The organism is Stenotrophomonas sp. GW821-FHT09E08, assembly GCF_059416125.1.
On record NZ_JBWKOO010000026.1, the window covers coordinates 15,226 to 32,521 of the forward strand.

Below are 17,296 nucleotides of genomic sequence, written 5' to 3' on the forward strand. Positions count from 1 at the left end.
CCACCGGCAGCTGGCAGGAGGCGTCCCTTGGACGCGTTGTTGTTGTCCCGGATCCAGTTCGGATTCGTCATCAGTTTCCACGTGCTGTTCCCCGCCTTCACCATCGGTACGGCCAGCTGGCTGGCCTTCATCGAATGGCGGTGGCTGCGCACGAAGCTGCCGGTCTGGCGCGAACTGTATTTCTTCTGGCAGAAGATCTTCGCGGTGTCGTTCGGCATGGGCGTGGTCAGCGGCATCGTCATGGCCTTCCAGTTCGGCACCAACTGGCCGAGGCTGAGCGAGGTGGCCGGCACGGTCATCGGCCCGCTGCTGACCTATGAAGTGCTGACCGCCTTCTTCCTGGAAGCCAGCTTCCTCGGCGTGATGATGTTCGGCTGGGGCCGGGTCTCGCCGCGCCTGCATTTCGTGTCCACCTGCATGGTGGCGCTGGGCACGCTGTTCTCTACTTTCTGGATCCTCTCGTCCAACAGCTGGCTGCATACGCCAGCCGGTTACGAGATGGTCAACGGCATCGTGCATCCCGTCGATTGGTGGCAGGTGGTGTTCAATCCGTCCTTCCCGTACCGGCTGGCGCACATGGCGCTGGGTTCGTTCATCACCACCTGTTTCGTGATCGGTGGTGTGGGCGCGTGGTACCTGCGCAAGGGCACGCACGTGGAAGCGGGTCGGCGCATGCTGATCGCGGCGGTGGCGTTCGCGGCGCTGACCGTACCGGTGCAGATTTTCGTCGGCGACATGCATGGCCTGAACACGCTCAAGCATCAGCCGATGAAGATCGCGGCGATGGAGGGGCACTGGCATGAAACCAAGGAAGGCGAGGGCGTGCCGCTGGTGGTGTTCGCGCTGCCGAACGAGAAGGAAGAGCGCAACGACTTCGAAGTGGCCATTCCGAAGCTGGGCAGCGTGATCCTCACCCACAGCCTGGACGGCACCTTCGATCCGCTCACCTCGGTGCCGGCCAGCGAGCGCCCGCCGGTGACGCCGGTGTTCTTGGCCTTCCGCATCATGGTCGGGCTGGGTACGTTGATGCTGTTGCTGGCCTGGGTCTCGGCCTTCCAGCTCTGGCGGAAGAAGCTGCTGGACTCGCCGTGGCTGCTGCGCGGCTGGAACTGGATGCTGCCGAGCGGCTTCATCGCGCTGCTGTCGGGCTGGTTCGTCACCGAAATGGGGCGCCAGCCGTGGGTGGTCTATGGTGTTCTGCGCACCGCTGATGCGGTCGGCCCACAGAGCGCGTGGATGACCGCGCTGTCGCTGGGTGTCTACGTGGTCGGCTACGCCTTCGTATTTGGTTGGGGTATCTGGTACCTGGTGAAGATCCTGCGCCATGGGCCGCAGCCGTATGCCGAGGGGCCATCGCTGGACCACGGCAGTCATACCCCGGCACGTCCGTTGTCGGCCGCCGACGAACCGCTGGAGGAGCGCTGACATGGACCTGATGACCTGGCTGCCGGTGGCGTGGTTCGCGGTGATCGGCTTCGGCGTGCTGATGTACGTGGTGCTGGACGGCTTCGTGCTCGGTATCGGCATCCTCGCACCGTTCGCCGAGGACGAGGAGCAGCTGGACCTGATGATGAACACTGCCGCGCCGATCTGGGACGGCAACGAGACTTGGCTGGTGCTGGGCGGTGCCGGCCTGCTGGCGGCCTTCCCCAAGGCGTATGCGGTGCTGCTGTCGGCGCTGTACCTGCCGGTGCTGCTGCTGGTGGTGGCGCTGGTGTTCCGTGGCGTGGCGTTTGAATTCCGTTTCAAGGCGCATCGTTCGCGCCGGCTGTGGAGTGTGGCGTTCGGCCTCGGTTCGCTGCTGGCGACCTTCGCTCAAGGCGTGATCCTGGGCACCCTGGTGCAGGGCATCCCGCTGGTGGATGGCGTCTACCAGGGCGGCGCGTTTGCCTGGTTCAGCCCGTTCGCGATGCTCACCGGTGCCGCGCTGGTGGCTGGTTACGCGCTGCTCGGCAGCACGTGGCTGATCCTGAAGACCGAAGGGCGTGTGCAGGCGCTTGCACGGCAGATGACCCGGCCGCTGGTGGTGGCGGTGATCGCGGCGATGGGCCTGGTCAGCAGCTGGCTGCCATTCCTTGATTCGCGGTTGATGGATCGTTGGTTCAGCGATGGCAACTTCTGGTGGTTGTCGCCGGTGCCGCTGCTGACCCTGGCGGTGGCGGCAGCGTTGTGGCGCAGCGCCACCCACCCGCGCCGCGACCTGCCGCCGTTCCTGCTCAGCCTGGCGCTGTTCGTGCTCGGCTTCCTTGGCCTGGTGCTGGGCATGTGGCCTTACCTGCTGCCGCCGTCGATGACGCTGTGGCAGGCCGCCGCGCCAGCATCTTCGCTCGGCTTCACCCTGGTCGGACTGGTGGTGTTGCTGCCGGTGATCCTCGGCTACACGGCTTGGTCCTATCGGGTGTTCCGCGGCAAGGTGCACGCCGACGCGGGTTATCACTGAGCACGTGGCCGGGGCTGAACGCCGCCGCCACATTGCTGAATCCCGTCGGGGAAACGCCGTCGATCACGCCGCCATCGTCGGCTGACGGCTTTCCCCGGTGTCGGCTTTCCGACACAATCATGGCTCTTCCCGGGTTATCGTCCCGCGGACATGCACGCCTACGTCTATAAAAGCCAACTCAAGCCAGACACCTATGTCTACGTCCCCCGACGCGATGATTTCAGCGCGCTGCCCGCGCCGCTGCTCACCTCGCTGGGGGCGCTCACCTTCGTCCTGGACGTGGCCCTGGAGGCCCGGCGCCGCCTGGCCCAGGCTGATCCGGACAAGGTCCGCAGCGAAATGAACGAACGTGGTTTCTACCTGCAGGTGCCGCCGTCGGTGTCCAGCCTGATGCCGCGACACTATGACTGACGCCTCCCGTCCACGCGTCCTGTCGATCGCCTTTGCCGTGGCTGCCGTGCTGGCGCTGGGTGCCGCTGTGGGCGGCATTCCGGGGGCCATCCTTGCCGCACTGGCGCAACCGGCGTTCGCGCTGGGCGTGTCCTGGTGGCGGCGCAGCCGCGCGCTGCTGCCACTGAAGGTGGTCGCGCGGCAGGACCTGCCCGCGCTGTTGGCGCTGTGGGCCGCCGCACCGCTGCTGCTGGCGCTGCTGCTGGCCTGGCCGCTGGCGGCGCTGCGCGACAGTGGCAGCCTGGCCGCAGTGCTGGGCCTGAGCGTGCTGGTCAGTGCCGGCCTGCTGGCGGCCTGGCGTACCTGGCCGTTGTGGAACGACGTTGAACGGCTTGATGGCAGCCTGGCCCAGCATTGGCAGGCACTGGCCGGGCGCGACCTGACCGCCTGGCGCGGCCTCGGTGTGGCTGCGCTGGTGATTGCCCTGGCGGCACTGGTGGTACTGCCGGCCTGGCCGGACCTGCTGCCGGAAAGCGCGCGTTGGCCCGCCGCACTGGCAGTGCTGGTGCTGTCGCCGCTGCTGCACCTGTTGTTGCAACGGGTGGCGCCGGCGCCGTTGGTGTCACTGCGTGCGAGCCCGTTGGCCACGACCAGCAGCGAGTACGAACCGATGTTCTCCGCCGCGGTCGAAACCGTGCCGCTTGAGGCGATGGCGCCGCAGGAGCTGACTCCGGCGCTGTATGAAGCCGCGCGCCACGGCCGCATCGACCGTGGCCTGCAGCTGCTGCAGGCCGGCGCCGATCCCTATGCGCTGCCGGACCCGAACTGGCGCGACCAGCGCAGCCTGGCGGTGCTGGCCGCTGTGCTGCCGGACCTGCGCCTGCTGCGCGAACTGATCGCCCGAGGCGTCGACGTGAACGCGCCGCACCGGGGCATGACCCCGCTGCTGGCCGCCACCCGTGACAGCTGGCACGGCCGCCCGGAAGCGGTGATGACCCTGCTCGCCAACGGCGCCGACTCGCGTGCCATCGACAGCGATGGCAACACCCCGCTGCATCATGCCGCGCGCAGTTCCGACCCGGGCGTGGCCGCGCTGCTGCGCGATGCCGCCGCCGAAGTGGATGCGCTGAACAGTGACGGATGGTCGCCGCTTGCGGTGGCCTGCCAGGTCGGCAACTGGCGCCTGGCCCGCTTCCTGCTGGAGCGCGGTGCGCGCAGCGAACCGGCCGAGGGTACGCCGGTGCTGCTGGCCGCCGCCGCCACCGAAGACGATGATCCGGCCGGCGTGCAGCTGCTGCTGAAGCACAAGGCCCGGGCCGATGCCCGTGACCGCCAGCGCCGCAGTGCGCTGCATGAGGCGGCACTGGCCGGCCACGTCGAGATCATCGGTGTGCTGCTGGGCGCTGGCGCCAACCTGGAAGCGCGCGACGCGCTCGGTCGCACGCCGTGGCTGGAAGCGGCCCGCGCCGGCCGCGCCGGTGTGATGGAACATCTGCTGCCGCACAAGCCCGACCTGGTCGCGGTGGACGGCGAAGGCCGCAATGCGGTGCAGCTGGCCGTCATGGCCGAGGATGTCTCGCCGCTGCTGATCAAGCGCCTGGTCGATCTGGGCATTGCCGCCGATGCCACCGATCCGGTCGGCCGCCGTGCGGTGGACTACGCCGCCGAAGCCGGCCGCTGGGCGATCGTGGCGCTGCTGGATCCGTCCTATCCGTTGCCGGCGGCGGTCAGCGATGGTCTGGCCGAGCGCGGCGAAGCGGCCACGGCCAGCGGCCTGCTGCCGGACCGTCCGCCGTTGACCCTGCTGCGCGAGGCGCTGGGCTTCGGCAACACCGACGGCATGGCCGCGCTGGCCAAGCTGTGCCAGCCGGAAGAGCTGGGCGGGCTGCTGCTCGACCCCGAACTGGCGCTGGAGCCGGCCGCGGTCGATTGGCTGCTGGCCCACGGTGCGGATCCCTATGTGCGCGACGCCTGCTCCGATACGCCGATGTTCGCGCTGCTGTCGCGCGGCATCGATGCAGTGCCTGCGCTGCAGGTGATGCTGCAGCGTGGCCTGTCACCGGCCGGCCGCGGTGGCCTGGCGCGCTTCCTTGCCGCCTGCGCGCAGCACGACCAGGCCGCCCGTGGCCTGGAACAGCTGGCGCTGGAACTGCTGGAACGTGGCGCCGATCCGTTCGCGGCTTCGCCGGCGGGCGATCCGCCGTTGTCGCTGGCGGTGCGTCTGGGCTGGCTGCGCCTGCAGCAGGCCCTGCTCAAAGCCGGGGTCGACCGCGAAGCGCGCGACAGCCACGGCATGACCGCTTTGCACCTGGCCACCGCACTGGCCCGCGAAGGCGCACTGAAGCTGCTGGTGCAGCACGGTGCCTCGCCGGAAGCACGGGCGGCCGACGGACAGACGCCGCTGGGCGTGGCGCTGTCGATCGGTCGTCGTGATCTGGCCGACTGGCTGGACTGGCGGGTGTGGCCGTTGCCGCGCCGCACCCTGCGCGAGGCCGACCTTCCGGCCGCTGCGATGGCCGGTGACGTCGATGCGGTGCGCCGCCTGATCGATCTCGGGTTCGCCGTCGACGCGGTCGATGCACAGGGCTGCACCGCGCTGCTGCGTGCGGCCGGTGGTGGCCATCTGGCGGTGACCGACCTGCTGCTGGCACGTGGTGCCGATCCGCAGCACGCCGCTGCCAGTGGCGCGACGCCGCTGTCGGCTGCGGTCAGCATGCGCCAGGTGGACATCGTTTCGGCCCTGCTCGACGCCGGCGCCAAGCTGGAACACCGCCTGCCGGGCGGGGTGACCGTGCTGATGCTGGCCTCGGCGCTGGGCCTGCCGGACATCGTCGCGCGCCTGCTCACCGCTGGTGCCGACGTGCATGCCGGTGACGCGCAGCAGCTGGGCCCGCTGCATTGCGCGGCGCTGTACGGCTTCAGTGCCCGCGACCGCTCGCGCCTGCTGGCCCTGCTCGACACCCTGCTGCTGGCCGGTGCCGAACCGGACCAGGCTGCGGCGGGCTCGGTCACGCCGCTGCTGCTGCTGCTGGGCGCACGCGCCGAACCGGGTACCGCGTGCGACGAGCAGGTCGTGATGGCCGCGGTGGAGCGCCTGCTGGACGAGGAAGTGAGCCTGGAGGTGCGTGATCCGCGTGGCTTCGGCCCGCTGCACCTGGCCGCTCTGCATGGACTGCCGCTGCTGGTGCAGCGCCTGTTGCGTGCCGGTGCCGATCCGGAAGTACGCGACAGCCTCAACCGCAGCCCGCGCGAGATCGCGGTGATGCGTGGCTTCATCGACGTGGCCGGTGAGTTTGAACCGCGCGTGCCGGGCGTCTCGTCGATGGCGCGGTTCCTGCGCGACAACGGCTGATCAGGCCGGGGTCGGATCCCTTTCCAGCGGAAAGAGCTCTGACCCCAACACCGTGCTGCCGGAATCTGCAGTGGGTAGTGCCGGGCGCTGGCCGGCAACCCCATGAAACCTCCCGGGATCCAGAGGCTGCCGGCCAGCGGCCGGCACTACCGGGTCCGCCATCCATCGGGTGGGTGCCGACCGTTGGTCGGCACACCGGCTGGCTGTCACCGCTCCTTGTCGCCGTCGCTTTCCGCGTCGGCTTCAAACAGGTGCATCAGGTCGTTGCGTGCATCGCGCGAGGTCTGGATCACCGCGGCCTCGTCGTCGTAGACCAGGTACTGGTCGCGCAGCAGCTGCTCGTCGTGCTCGCGGAAGCGCTGCACGTGGCGTTCAGCCACGTCCGCCGCCACGCCCAGCGCGGTCAGCACGCGGCCACTCATTTCCAGGCTGGTGCCGAACACTTCGCGGAACGGCTCGGCCGACATGTCCATCAGGCGCCACGCGTGCTGGCGGTTACGTGCGCGCGCCAGCACCTTTGCGTCCGGATACAGCCGGCGCACCATGCGCACCGCACGCAGGTTGGTCTCCGGGTCATCCACGGTGATCACGAACACATCAATGTGTTCGCCGCCGGCTGCGCGCAGCATCTCCGGCCGGGTCGGGTCGCCGTAATACAGCTGGTTGCCGAAGCGGCGCAGGTCGGCCACGGTATCTGGGTTCGCTTCCAGTGCCACGAACGGCACCTTCTGCGCGGTCAACAGGCGCGCGATCACCTGGCCGAAGCGGCCCATGCCGGCAATCAGCACCTTCGGCCGGTTGTCCGGCGCCACCTTGTCGGCCTCGGCCGCCTCGCGCGGCGCCGCCTTCTCCTGGCCGAGCAGCTTGAGCAGCGCGATCATCAGCAGTGGCGTGATCGCCATCGACAGGCCGACGATCGCCACCAGACGGTCATGGTTGGCGTTGCCCAGCAGGTGCGCGCGCTGCGCTTCGTTGAACACCACGAAGGCGAACTCGCCGCCCAGCCACAGCACGCTGCCCAGCAGCAGCGAGTGCCGTGAACTGAGCTTTGCGATGCGCCCGATCACGTACAGCAGGCTGAACTTGACCACCAGCAGGATCGCCACGCCGGCGGCGATCAGCCACGGCTCGGCAACGATGCGGTCCAGGTCGATGCCCATACCAACTGCAATGAAGAACAGGCCCAGCAGCAGGCCCTTGAACGGCTCGATCTGCGCTTCCAGCTCATGCCGGAACTCCGAATCGGACAGCAGTACGCCAGCCAGGAACGCGCCCAGGCTGGGGCTGAGACCGGCCTCCTGCATGAACCAGGCGGTACCCAGCACCACCAGCAGGGCAGTGGCAGTGAATACTTCCGGGCTGCGGGTGCGCGCGATGATGCCGAACACCCTGCGCAGCACCGGCCGCCCGCACAGGATCACCACCGCCAGCGCACCCAGCGCCACGGCCGCATCTTCCCAGCGCAGGGTCTCGTTCTTCACCCCGCCCAGCAGCGGGATGGCCGCCAGCAGCGGAATCGCGATCAGGTCCTGGAACAGCAGGATGGCAAAGCCCAGGCGGCCGTGGTCGCTGTTGATCGCCTTGTGCTCTGACAGCAGCTGCAGGCCCACCGCAGTGGATGACAGCGCCAGCGCCACGCCCACCACCAGCGCGCTTTTCCACTGGAAGTGGTCGAGCAGCAGCAGGCCGCCCAGCACCAGCCCGGACAGCGCCACCTGCGCCGCACCGGCACCGAACACCGAGCGCCGCATCACCTTCAGGCGCGCGGGCGACAGCTCCAGCCCGATCACGAACAGCAGCATCACCACGCCGATCTCGGCGGCGCCGAGGATACGGTCGGCATCCTGCACGAAGCCCAGCCCGTCCGGGCCCAGTACCACGCCGGCCGCCAGGTAGCCCAGCACCGCGCCGAAGCCGAATTTCTTGAACACCGGCACGGCGATGACCGCCGCCAGCAGCAGCACCAGGGCCAGTTCCAGACCACCGCTATGCATGGGAATACCTGGTCATCGGGAAGCTGCTGCGCGTCCGTTCGGGTAGGAAAAGCGTGGCGAGCGCCACCCCTCCATTATGCGCGCCGCTCCGTACGGGCACGAGAACGACCTGCGGGGCCGGGCCACGCCGCGCGGCACGGGTTGACCTGCAATGCCACCGGGTCCAGACTGCCCGCCGCTGGCGGCGCGTCTGCCAGCACACGCATCCCGGAGTCCCCAACCCATGTCCAGCGACAGTAGAAGTCGACCTCGTTCGACGCCAGTGATGGCCACCGCCTGACATCGGGACGGTTTGCCTGCGTTGGCGTTGCGCGAGGTCGCACCCCCACAAGGCAATCCGATGAACCAGAAGCAATTGCTGCGCCCGGTGGCCGATGCCGCCGCACTGGCCGCACCCCTGGCGAACTACAACACCGCCGACGCGGTGGAATTCCTCAATACGCTGGAACTGACGCGCGCTGCGGAAACGCTGGCGGCGCTGTCCTTGCCGCGCGCGGTGAAGATGCTCGAAGCACCGGAGCTGCACCGCAGTGGCGAGCTGGTGGCGGCACTGCCGCCGGCCCGTGCCGCCGCCCTGCTGGGGCTGATGGCCGACGACCGCGCCACCGACATCGTCCACGAGCTGGATGAAGAAGAACGCGCGCGGCTGATCCCGCTGCTCGGCACCGATGCCCGCCAGGCCATCCAGAAGCTGCTCAGCTACCCACCGAACACCGCCGGCGCGCTGATGACCACCGAGTACGTGGCGGTACCCGCCAGCTGGACCGTGGCGCAGACACTGCAGCACATCCGCCAGGTCGAGCGCACCCGCGAGACGGTGTACGCGATATACGTGCTGGACCCGGCCAGCCAGCAGCTGCAACAGGTGGTGACCATGCGCCGGCTGATCACCGGCCTGCCCGAGGAGTCGATCCTGGACGTGGCCCAGGTCAATCCGCCGGTGACGGTGGATGCGCTGATGGACCAGGAGGAAGTGGCGCGGCTGATCCGCCGCCACGATCTGCTGGCGATTCCCGTGGTCGACGCGCAGCAGCAGATGCTTGGCATCGTCACCGTAGACGACGTGCTCGACGCGCTGATCGAAGAGTCCACCGAAGACGCGCACAAGTTCGGCGGCATGGAAGCACTGGACAAGCCGTACATGCAGATCGGCTTCTTCGAGATGCTGCGCAAGCGCGCCGGCTGGCTGAGCGTGCTGTTCCTGGGTGAGATGCTGACCGCCAGCGCGATGCAGCACTACGAGGATGAACTGGCGCGCGCGGTGGTGCTGACCCTGTTCATTCCGCTGATCATGAGTTCGGGCGGCAACTCCGGCTCGCAGGCCACCTCGCTGCTGATCCGCAGCCTGGCACTGCGCGAACTGCGCCTGCGCGACTGGTGGAAGGTGGCCCTGCGCGAAGTGCCCACCGGCATGGTGCTCGGCGCCATCCTCGGTTGCCTGGCCATCGTACGCATCGTCATCTGGCAGCTGGGTGGCCTGCACGACTACGGCGAGCACTGGATCCTGCTGGCGATCACCATCGGTGCCGCGCTGGTCGGCATCGTTACCTTCGGTTCGCTGTCCGGCTCGATGCTGCCCTTCATCCTCAAGCGGCTGGGCTTCGATCCCGCAAGCGCCTCGGCCCCGTTCGTGGCCACCCTGGTGGACGTGACCGGCCTGGTGATCTATTTCAGCATCGCCGCGATGATCCTGCACGGCACGCTGTTGTAACAAAAAGGGGACGGAGGGGATTAAGTCGTTTGTGGCACAAACGACTTAATCCCCTCCGTCCCCTTTTTTGGGTACCGTAGGCGCATGAGTACCTACCACCTGCAGTCTGTGTTCCGTCCGCAGTCGGTCGCGGTGATCGGCGGCAGCCCGCGTGAGCGCTCGGCCGGCCGCGCGGTGATGCGCAACCTGCGCGGCACCGGCTTCCCCGGCAAGGTGGCGTGGATCAACCCGCGGCACGCCGAGATCGATGGCATCCGCACGGTCAAGCGGTTGAAGGACCTGGACTGGGTGCCCGAGCTGGTGGTGATCACCGCCCCGGCGGCGATCGTGCCGCAGGTGATACGCACCGCCGCCGAGCGCGGCGTGCAGTCGGCGATCATCCTGACCGCGCACCTCGGCGAAGGCCCGGGCTCGTTGTCGGCGCAGGTTGAAGCGGTCGCGCGCAAGCATGGCCTGCGCATCCTTGGCCCGCACTGCCTGGGCGTGATCGCACCGCATGCACGGCTCAATGCCAGCATCGCCGCACATTTCCCGCAGGCCGGCGATCTCGCGCTGATCTCCGAATCCTCCGCCATTGCCGCCGCGCTGGTGGAGTGGGGCGTGGCGCGCTCGGTCGGCTTCTCCGCCGTTGTGTCGTTGGGCGACACATTGGACGTGGATTTCGGCGACCTGCTCGATTACTTCGCCACCGACTACCGTACCCGCGCCATCCTGCTCTACGTGGAGCAGATCAAGGACGCGCGCAAGTTCATGTCGGCTGCGCGTGCCGCCGCTCGTGCCAAGCCGGTGGTGGTGGTGAAGTCCGGCCGCGCCGAGCGTGTGCAGCCGGGCAGCCGCGATACCCATGTGCAGGCGCTGGCCCGTGCCGACGATGTCTACGGAGCGGCGTTCAACCGTGCCGGCCTGCTGCGCGTGAGCGCGCTGGATGAGCTGTTCACCGCCGCCGAGTCGCTGGGACGGCTGGGGACGTTCCCGGGCCGCCGCTTGGCCATCCTCAGCAACGGTGGCGGCGTTGGGCGCCTTGCCGTGGACCAGCTGATCGCATTGCGTGGCACGCTGGCCAACCTGTCTGACAGCACGGTGGAGAAACTCGACGCGGTGCTGCCGCAGGGCTGGTCGCGCAGCAATCCGGTCGACATCGTGGTTGACGCGGATGGTGATCGCTATGCCGCGGCCATCGAAGCGCTGCTGGCCGACAACGAGAACGACGCGGTGATGGTGGTCAATGTGCCGACCGCATTCACCTCGTCGGCCGACGCCGCACAAGCACTGACCCGCACGCTGGGCCTGCGCCCGCGCCAACACCGCGACAAGCCGGTGTTCGCTGTGTGGCTGGGCAACGATGACCAGGCAACCGCCACGCTCAACGCGGCGCGGGTGCCGACCTATCCGACCGAGGCGGAGGCAGTACGTGGCTTCCAGCATCTGGTGCGTTACCGCGAAGCGCAGAACGCGCTGATGGAAACACCGCCCAGCCTGCCGCAGGACTTCAGCGTGGATGCGGCGGCCGCACGCGCGCTGGTTGATGCCGCGCTGGCCAACGGCCAGCAGTGGCTGGACCCGCTGGCCACGCATGAACTGCTGAAGGCCTACGGCATTCCTTCCGCGCCGGTGATGCATGCACGCGATGCGCACGAGGCGATGGACCTGGCGCAGCCGCTGCTGGAACGCGGTGCCACGGTCGCACTGAAGATTCTGTCGCCGGATATTCCGCACAAGTCCGAAGTGGATGGTGTGCGCCTGAACCTGGCGACGCTGCCGGCGGTGCAGAGTGCGGCCCATACGATCCTGTCGCGCGCGCGCCAACTGCGTCCCGACGCCCGCATCGACGGCCTGCTGGTGCAGCCGACCATCGTTCGCCCGAAGGCGCGCGAGATCATCGTCGGTATCGCTGATGACGCGACGTTCGGCCCGGTAATCGTGGTCGGCCGTGGTGGTACCGCAGTCGAAGTGATCAACGACAAGGCACTGGCGCTGCCGCCATTGGACCTGCGCCTGGCCCATGAACTGATCGGCCAGACCCGCGCCTCGCGCATCCTCAAGGCCTATGGTGATGTGCCCGCCGCCGATGAGCGCGCACTGGCGCTGGCGCTGGTGAAGCTGGCGCAGCTGGCCGCCGACATCCCCGAAGTGCGTACGCTGGACATCAACCCGCTGCTGGTCGACAGCAAGGGCATCCTCGCCCTCGACGCACGCGTGGCGGTGGCGCCGTCGCGCATCCTGCACAAGGGCCGTGGCCATCCGCGCTTCTCGGTGTTCCCGTACCCGAAGGAGTGGGAGCGCACCATCGAGCTGTCAGACGGTGGCCGTGCCTTCGTGCGCCCAGTGCGGCCGGAAGACGATGCGCTGTTCCGTGCGTTCTTCGCCCGCGTCAGCGACGAGGACCTGCGCCTGCGTTTCTTCCAGTCGGTGAAGCACTTCAGCCACGAGTTCATCGCGCGCCTGACCCAGCTCGACTACGCACGCTCGATCGCGCTGGTGGCGATCGAACCGCGCAGCGGCGAAATGCTGGGCGCGGTGCGGCTGCATGCCGACGCCGACTACCACCGCGGCGAGTACGGCATCCTGATCCGCTCGGACCTGAAAGGCCACGGCATCGGCTGGCGCCTGATGGCGATCATGATCGAGTACGCCAAGTGGCTGGGCCTGGACGTGGTCGAAGGCCAGGTGCTGCGCGAGAACAGCACCATGCTGGCGATGTGCCAGAGCCTGGGCTTCAAGACCAAACTCGATCCGGACGACCCGACGGTGATGATGGTGACCCTGCCGGTGCAGCAGGTTGAGGTGCCCGAAGTGCCGCCGGCGGCGTGACCGTGACGGTAGCGCCGGGCCATGCCCGGCGGAACATCGGATTCAACGCACCGGTTCCACCATCACCGCAGTGCCATAGCACAGCACCTCGGTCAGCCCGGTCATCACATCGGTGGCGTCGTAGCGCATGCCGATGATCGCGTTGGCGCCCAGCTGCCGCGCGTGCTTGACCATGTCGCGGTAGGTTTCCTCGCGGGCCTGTTCGCACAGTTCGGTGTAGATGGTGATGTTGCCGCCGAAGATCGTCTGGATGCCGCCAAGGAAATTGCCGACGATCGAACGCGAGCGCACGGTGATGCCGCGCACCACGCCCAGATTGCGCACGACGCGATGGCCGGGCAGCTCGAAGGCGGTGGTGACCAGCGAGTCGTCGAAGCGCAGCGCGGGCGGGGAGGGGGTGCCGCTGTTGTAGGGGTCTGCCATGGTCGCGTCCGTATCGTGGGGCCGAGCTTGCCCGACTCTACAACGCAATCATCCGTTGCGGCATGGCTCCGTCACCGTGATGGCGCGACAATACCCCCATGACCGACCGTATCCCCCTGTTGCTGCTACCCGGCCTGCTCAACGATGCCGAACTGTGGCGCGCGCAGTTGGCCGACTTGGCCGACATCGCCGAATGCACGGTGGGCGACCAGACCCGTGGTGAAACCCTGCAGACAGTGGCCGAGGACGTGTTGGCGCAAGCGCCCGAGCGCTTTGCGCTGGCCGGTTTCTCGCTGGGCGGTTTCGTCGCCCAGCAGGTCCTGCGCATCGCTCCGGAACGTGTGCTGCAGCTGGCGCTGATCGACACCTCGATCCACGCCGATTCACCGGAACGTGCCGAGCAGCGCCGCAGCCAACGTGCCAGCGTGCGCCTGCCGGGGAAATTCCACGGCTTCGGTGACGCGCTGATGCGCAGCTACATCGACGCCTCGCGGCTGGACGACTACGTGCTGGTGCAGCGTGTGCGTGATATGACCGCCCGCCTGGGCGCGGAAGTCTTCCTGCGGCAGAGTGCGCTGGAACGCCGTGATGGCCACGATGTGCTGGCCGGGTACCGCGATCCGCTGCTGATCCTCTGCGGTGCGAATGACCGCATCACGCCGCTGGTAGTGAGCGAAGAGATGCATGCGATGGTGCCGCACTCGCAGCTGGTGGTGGTGCCCGATTGCGGGCACCTGGCACCGATGGAGAAACCAGATGAAGTGAGTGCAGCGATGCGCGAGTGGTTGCTGCAAGGCGAGGGATAGCTCTGCCTTTGGTAGGTGCCGACCAAGGTCGGCACCTACCGATTCCGATCCGTAACCGCGGATGGCCTCAATCCCAGGCCGGGGCAATCCCTTCCGGATTCGCCAGGCGATGGCCGCGATCCAGCTTGGCGATCTGCGCCATGTCCTCCTCGGTCAGGCGCACGGCCGCTGCTTCCAGATTGGCTGCCAGGTTTTCGCGCTTGGTCGACGACGGAATGACCGAGAAGCCCTGCTGCAGCGCCCACGCCAGCGCAACCTGCGCCGGCGTAGCCTGGTGACGGCCGGCAATGGCCTGGATCACCGGGTCCTTCAGCACTTCGCCATAGGCCAGGCTCATGTAGGCGGTGATGTGGATGCCGTTGTCCTGCAGGAACTTCACCAGCAGGCGGTTCTGCAGGTACGGGTGGATCTCGATCTGGTTGGTGGCGATGGCCTCGGCGCCGAGGATCTCGATCGCCTTGCGGGTCTGCGCGATGGTGAAATTGGAGATGCCGATCGCCTTGGTCAGCCCCTGCGCCTTGGCCTCGGCCAGTGCTGGCAGGTATTCCTCCATCGGCACATCGACCTTGTCATTCGGTGACGGCCAGTGGATCAGCGCCAGGTCGACGCGGTCAGTGCGCAGCTTCTCCAGGCTGATGCGCAGGCTGGCCAGCAGCGCATCGCGCTTGAACTCGGTGATCCACACCTTGGTGGTCAGGTACAGATCATCACGCGGCACGCCGGACTCGGCGATGGCCTGGCCGACTTCGGCTTCGTTGCCGTAGATCTGCGCGGTATCAATGGCGCGGTAACCGACCTCCAGCGCATTGCGCACCGAGTCGATCACGGTCTGGTCTTTGAGGCGGAAGGTGCCGAGACCGAAAGCGGGGACAGTCATGGGAAGCTCCAACGGGGGAAGGGAGTAGCAGAGGGAAGAGGGTAGGACAGGCACCGTATGCATGCCGGCAACGGTGCATTGCATGGATCAATGCGCGGTGGCGGCAATACCGTCGGCGCGGTGGTCGACGCCATCGCGGCGGTCGAGGCGGCCACTGAGCACGGTCAGCGCGTAGGCCAGTACGACCACCAGCGCGCCCAGCCAGGGCGTATGCATCAGGCCGATGTGCTCCACCACCAGGCCGCCCAGCGAGGCGCCCATCGCGATGCCGACGTTGAACGCGGCGATGTTCAGGCCCGAGGCCACGTCGGCCGCCTGCGGCGCATAGCGCTGCGCCTGCTTGACCACGTAGACCTGCAGGCCGGGCACGTTGCCGAACGCTACCGCGCCCAGCGCCAGCACCGTCAGCAGCATCAACCAGGTGTTGTAGGCAGTGAACGTGAGGACGAACAACACCAATGCCAGCAGTCCGAAGATGCGCTTCAGCGCGGGCACTGGACCCAAGCGGTCGGCCATGCGCCCGCCCCACAGGTTGCCGATCGCCACCGACACGCCGTACACCAGCAGCACCAGGCTCACGGCGTTGGCCGGAAGGCCGGTGACGTCCTGCAGGATCGGCGCCAGATAGGTGAAGGCCAGGAAGGTGCCACCGTAGCCCAGCGCGGTCATCGCATAGACCAGCAGCAGGCGTGGCTGGCCGAGCACGGCCAGCTGTTGGCGAAGGCTGGCCGGCGCACTCTGCGGCAGGTTGCGCGGAACGAACAACAGCGCGCCGATAAGGGCGACCACGCCGAGGCCGGCCACCGCCAGGAAGGTCGCGCGCCAGCCCAGATGCTGGCCGATGAAGGTGCCCAGCGGCACGCCGGTCACCAGTGCCACGGTCAGGCCGGTGAACATGATGGCGATCGCGCTGGCTGCCTTCTCCTTCGGTACCACGGCGGTGGCGATGATCGCGCCGATCGAGAAGAACACGCCGTGCGCCAGGCCGGTCAGGATGCGGGCGATGATCAGCGAGGTATAGCCGGGTGCCATCCAGGCGACGACATTGCCGAGCGTGAACAACACCATCAGTGCCACCAGCAGTTGCTTGCGCGGTACGCGTCCGGTCAGCGCAGTCAGCACCGGCGCACCGATGGCCACACCCAGCGCGTACAGCGAGACCAGCAGGCCGGCCGAGGGCAGGCTGACCTGCAGGTCGCCGGCGATGGTCGGGATCAGGCCGACGATGACGAATTCGGTGGTGCCGATGGCGAAGGCACCGAGGGTCAACGCCAGCAGGGCGAGGGGAATGCCACGGGTCATGACAGGGTCCAGCAGGAGGAAGAGGCTGCGCAGTCTGCGCCGCAGACCTTTGCCGAAAAACCGGTCTTCACGCCAATCACTATTGCCGTGCAGTCAATAATAGGGACATGAAGACCACTCTCGATGAAATGCAGGCGTTCCTTTCGGTGATCGACAGCGGCTCGATCAGTGCCGCCGCCGAGCAGCTGGGGCAGACGCCCTCGGGCGTGAGCCGCGCCCTGGGGCGGCTGGAGGACAAGTTGGGGATCACCCTGCTGACCCGTACCACCCGCCGCCTGCACCTGACCGCCGAGGGCGAGGCGTTCCTGCGCCATGCGCGCGCGATCATCGATGCGGTGGAATCGGCCGAGGAACAGATGGCGGCGCGCCGCGAGCGCCCGGCGGGGCGCCTGCGCGTGGATGCGGCGATGCCGTTCGTGCTGCACGTGATCGCGCCGCTGGTGGCCGGCTATCGCGCGCGTTACCCGGAAGTGCAGCTGGAGTTGAACAGTTCCGACCGCTACATCGACCTGCTCGAACGGCGCACCGATCTGGCGATCCGGATCGGCCCGCTGGCCGACTCCACCCTGCATGCGCGGCTGCTGGGCCGCTGCCAGCTGCGGCTGGTGGCCAGCCCGGCCTACCTGGCCAGGCACGGCGAACCGGCCAGCGTCGCCGCGCTGGGCCAGCACACGCTGCTCAGCTTCAACGAGCCGGAATCACTCAACCGTTGGCCGCTGCCCGGAGAATCGGATGGGCTGCTGCTGGTGCGGCCGGATATCGCCGTGTCCAGTGGCGAGACGTTGCGCCGGCTGGCGGTGGAAGGTGTGGGCATCACCTGCCTGTCCGACTTCGTCACCGATCGTGACCGCAGCGCCGGCACCCTGGTGCAGGTGCTGGCGGCGCAGACGCTGGATGTGTACCAGCCGATCCATGCGGTGTACTACCGCAACACCGCCGTGTCGTCGCGGATCAGCTCGTTCGTGGATTACCTGGCCGACGCGATGGCGCAGAGCGACTACGTGCGCTGAGGTTGCCGGCCAGCGGCCGGCACTACCGCACGCGCCGGTGGGCGCGGCTGCTCTGGTGGGTGCGGACCGTTGGTCCGCACTGATCCTGCCGTCGCCCGACCAACGGTCGGGCGCTACCCATGTGGCGGCGGACGCTGCCGGCCAGCGGCCGGCACTACCGCTCATCGCACGGGTAGTGCC

Annotated in this window: 12 protein-coding genes; 8 read left to right on the top strand and 4 right to left on the bottom strand. The window is 68.0% G+C overall.

Going from position 1 to position 17,296, the window contains the following annotated elements:
• Positions 1-27 precede the first annotated feature (27 nt).
• The 4 genes from AC07M7_RS20730 to AC07M7_RS20745 all read left to right on the top strand — a co-directional run bounded on the left by AC07M7_RS20730 (position 28) and on the right by AC07M7_RS20745 (position 6,182).
• A complete protein-coding gene (locus AC07M7_RS20730) occupies positions 28-1,425 on the top strand; it encodes a cytochrome ubiquinol oxidase subunit I (protein ID WP_495208192.1) in 1,398 nt (465 codons plus the stop codon).
• Position 1,426: 1 nt separating this feature from the next.
• Entirely contained in the window at positions 1,427-2,440 is a 1,014-nt protein-coding gene (gene cydB / locus AC07M7_RS20735; RefSeq protein WP_495208193.1) for a cytochrome d ubiquinol oxidase subunit II, read from the top strand.
• 150 nt (positions 2,441-2,590) lie between these two features.
• Positions 2,591-2,851, top strand: a complete 261-nt coding sequence (locus AC07M7_RS20740) for a YcgL domain-containing protein (protein WP_012512459.1) — start codon at positions 2,591-2,593, stop codon at positions 2,849-2,851.
• A complete protein-coding gene (locus tag AC07M7_RS20745; RefSeq protein ID WP_495208194.1) occupies positions 2,844-6,182 on the top strand; it encodes an ankyrin repeat domain-containing protein in 3,339 nt (1,112 codons plus the stop codon). The genes AC07M7_RS20740 and AC07M7_RS20745 overlap by 8 nt, the downstream gene beginning before the upstream one ends.
• 206 nt (positions 6,183-6,388) lie before the next feature.
• Here AC07M7_RS20745 and AC07M7_RS20750 read toward each other — a convergent pair whose 3' ends face one another.
• The gene (locus tag AC07M7_RS20750) at positions 6,389-8,176 is read right to left on the bottom strand and encodes a monovalent cation:proton antiporter-2 (CPA2) family protein (protein WP_046983490.1); all 1,788 of its coding nucleotides are present in this window, start codon (positions 8,174-8,176) and stop codon (positions 6,389-6,391) included.
• A 340-nt stretch (positions 8,177-8,516) separates the two neighbouring features.
• On the opposite strand from AC07M7_RS20750, the gene mgtE reads away from it, so the two are divergent.
• Together mgtE and AC07M7_RS20760 are read left to right on the top strand one after the other, a co-directional pair.
• The gene (mgtE, locus tag AC07M7_RS20755) at positions 8,517-9,887 is read left to right on the top strand and encodes a magnesium transporter (RefSeq protein WP_136639698.1); all 1,371 of its coding nucleotides are present in this window, start codon (positions 8,517-8,519) and stop codon (positions 9,885-9,887) included.
• 84 nt (positions 9,888-9,971) lie between these two features.
• The gene (locus AC07M7_RS20760; RefSeq protein WP_426354847.1) at positions 9,972-12,698 is read left to right on the top strand and encodes a bifunctional acetate--CoA ligase family protein/GNAT family N-acetyltransferase; all 2,727 of its coding nucleotides are present in this window, start codon (positions 9,972-9,974) and stop codon (positions 12,696-12,698) included.
• A gap of 42 nt (positions 12,699-12,740) precedes the next feature.
• Here the strand turns inward: AC07M7_RS20760 and AC07M7_RS20765 are convergent, their stop codons facing one another.
• Positions 12,741-13,121, bottom strand: a complete 381-nt coding sequence (locus AC07M7_RS20765; RefSeq protein ID WP_495208195.1) for a YbjQ family protein — start codon at positions 13,119-13,121, stop codon at positions 12,741-12,743.
• Between the two features lie 98 nt (positions 13,122-13,219).
• Between AC07M7_RS20765 and AC07M7_RS20770 the strand changes: the two genes are divergently transcribed.
• On the top strand, positions 13,220-13,927 hold the full coding sequence (locus AC07M7_RS20770; RefSeq protein WP_495208196.1) for an alpha/beta fold hydrolase: 708 nt from the start codon (positions 13,220-13,222) through the stop codon (positions 13,925-13,927).
• A gap of 67 nt (positions 13,928-13,994) precedes the next feature.
• Here the strand turns inward: AC07M7_RS20770 and dkgB are convergent, their stop codons facing one another.
• Together dkgB and AC07M7_RS20780 are read right to left on the bottom strand one after the other, a co-directional pair.
• A complete protein-coding gene (dkgB, locus tag AC07M7_RS20775) occupies positions 13,995-14,804 on the bottom strand; it encodes a 2,5-didehydrogluconate reductase DkgB (RefSeq protein WP_046983496.1) in 810 nt (269 codons plus the stop codon).
• Positions 14,805-14,891: 87 nt separating this feature from the next.
• Positions 14,892-16,106, bottom strand: coding sequence for an MFS transporter (locus AC07M7_RS20780; protein WP_136639703.1), 1,215 nt, complete (start codon positions 16,104-16,106; stop codon positions 14,892-14,894).
• 107 nt (positions 16,107-16,213) lie between these two features.
• Here AC07M7_RS20780 and AC07M7_RS20785 point away from each other — a divergent pair, with 107 nt between their 5' ends.
• A complete protein-coding gene (locus tag AC07M7_RS20785; RefSeq protein ID WP_006401534.1) occupies positions 16,214-17,116 on the top strand; it encodes a LysR family transcriptional regulator in 903 nt (300 codons plus the stop codon).
• The last annotated feature ends 180 nt before the right edge of the window (positions 17,117-17,296 follow it).

What these genes read in the sequence shown, in the direction of transcription:
- cydB (WP_495208193.1), top strand. Translation starts at nt 1,427, where the DNA reads ATGGACCTGATGACCTGGCTGCCGGTGGCGTGGTTCGCGGTGATCGGC.
- mgtE (WP_136639698.1), top strand. Translation starts at nt 8,517, where the DNA reads ATGAACCAGAAGCAATTGCTGCGCCCGGTGGCCGATGCCGCCGCACTG.
- AC07M7_RS20780 (WP_136639703.1), bottom strand. Translation starts at nt 16,106, where the DNA reads ATGACCCGTGGCATTCCCCTCGCCCTGCTGGCGTTGACCCTCGGTGCC.
- AC07M7_RS20740 (WP_012512459.1), top strand. Translation starts at nt 2,591, where the DNA reads ATGCACGCCTACGTCTATAAAAGCCAACTCAAGCCAGACACCTATGTC.
- dkgB (WP_046983496.1), bottom strand. Translation starts at nt 14,804, where the DNA reads ATGACTGTCCCCGCTTTCGGTCTCGGCACCTTCCGCCTCAAAGACCAG.
- AC07M7_RS20750 (WP_046983490.1), bottom strand. Translation starts at nt 8,176, where the DNA reads ATGCATAGCGGTGGTCTGGAACTGGCCCTGGTGCTGCTGCTGGCGGCG.
- AC07M7_RS20745 (WP_495208194.1), top strand. Translation starts at nt 2,844, where the DNA reads ATGACTGACGCCTCCCGTCCACGCGTCCTGTCGATCGCCTTTGCCGTG.
- AC07M7_RS20760 (WP_426354847.1), top strand. Translation starts at nt 9,972, where the DNA reads ATGAGTACCTACCACCTGCAGTCTGTGTTCCGTCCGCAGTCGGTCGCG.
- AC07M7_RS20765 (WP_495208195.1), bottom strand. Translation starts at nt 13,121, where the DNA reads ATGGCAGACCCCTACAACAGCGGCACCCCCTCCCCGCCCGCGCTGCGC.
- AC07M7_RS20770 (WP_495208196.1), top strand. Translation starts at nt 13,220, where the DNA reads ATGACCGACCGTATCCCCCTGTTGCTGCTACCCGGCCTGCTCAACGAT.
- AC07M7_RS20785 (WP_006401534.1), top strand. Translation starts at nt 16,214, where the DNA reads ATGAAGACCACTCTCGATGAAATGCAGGCGTTCCTTTCGGTGATCGAC.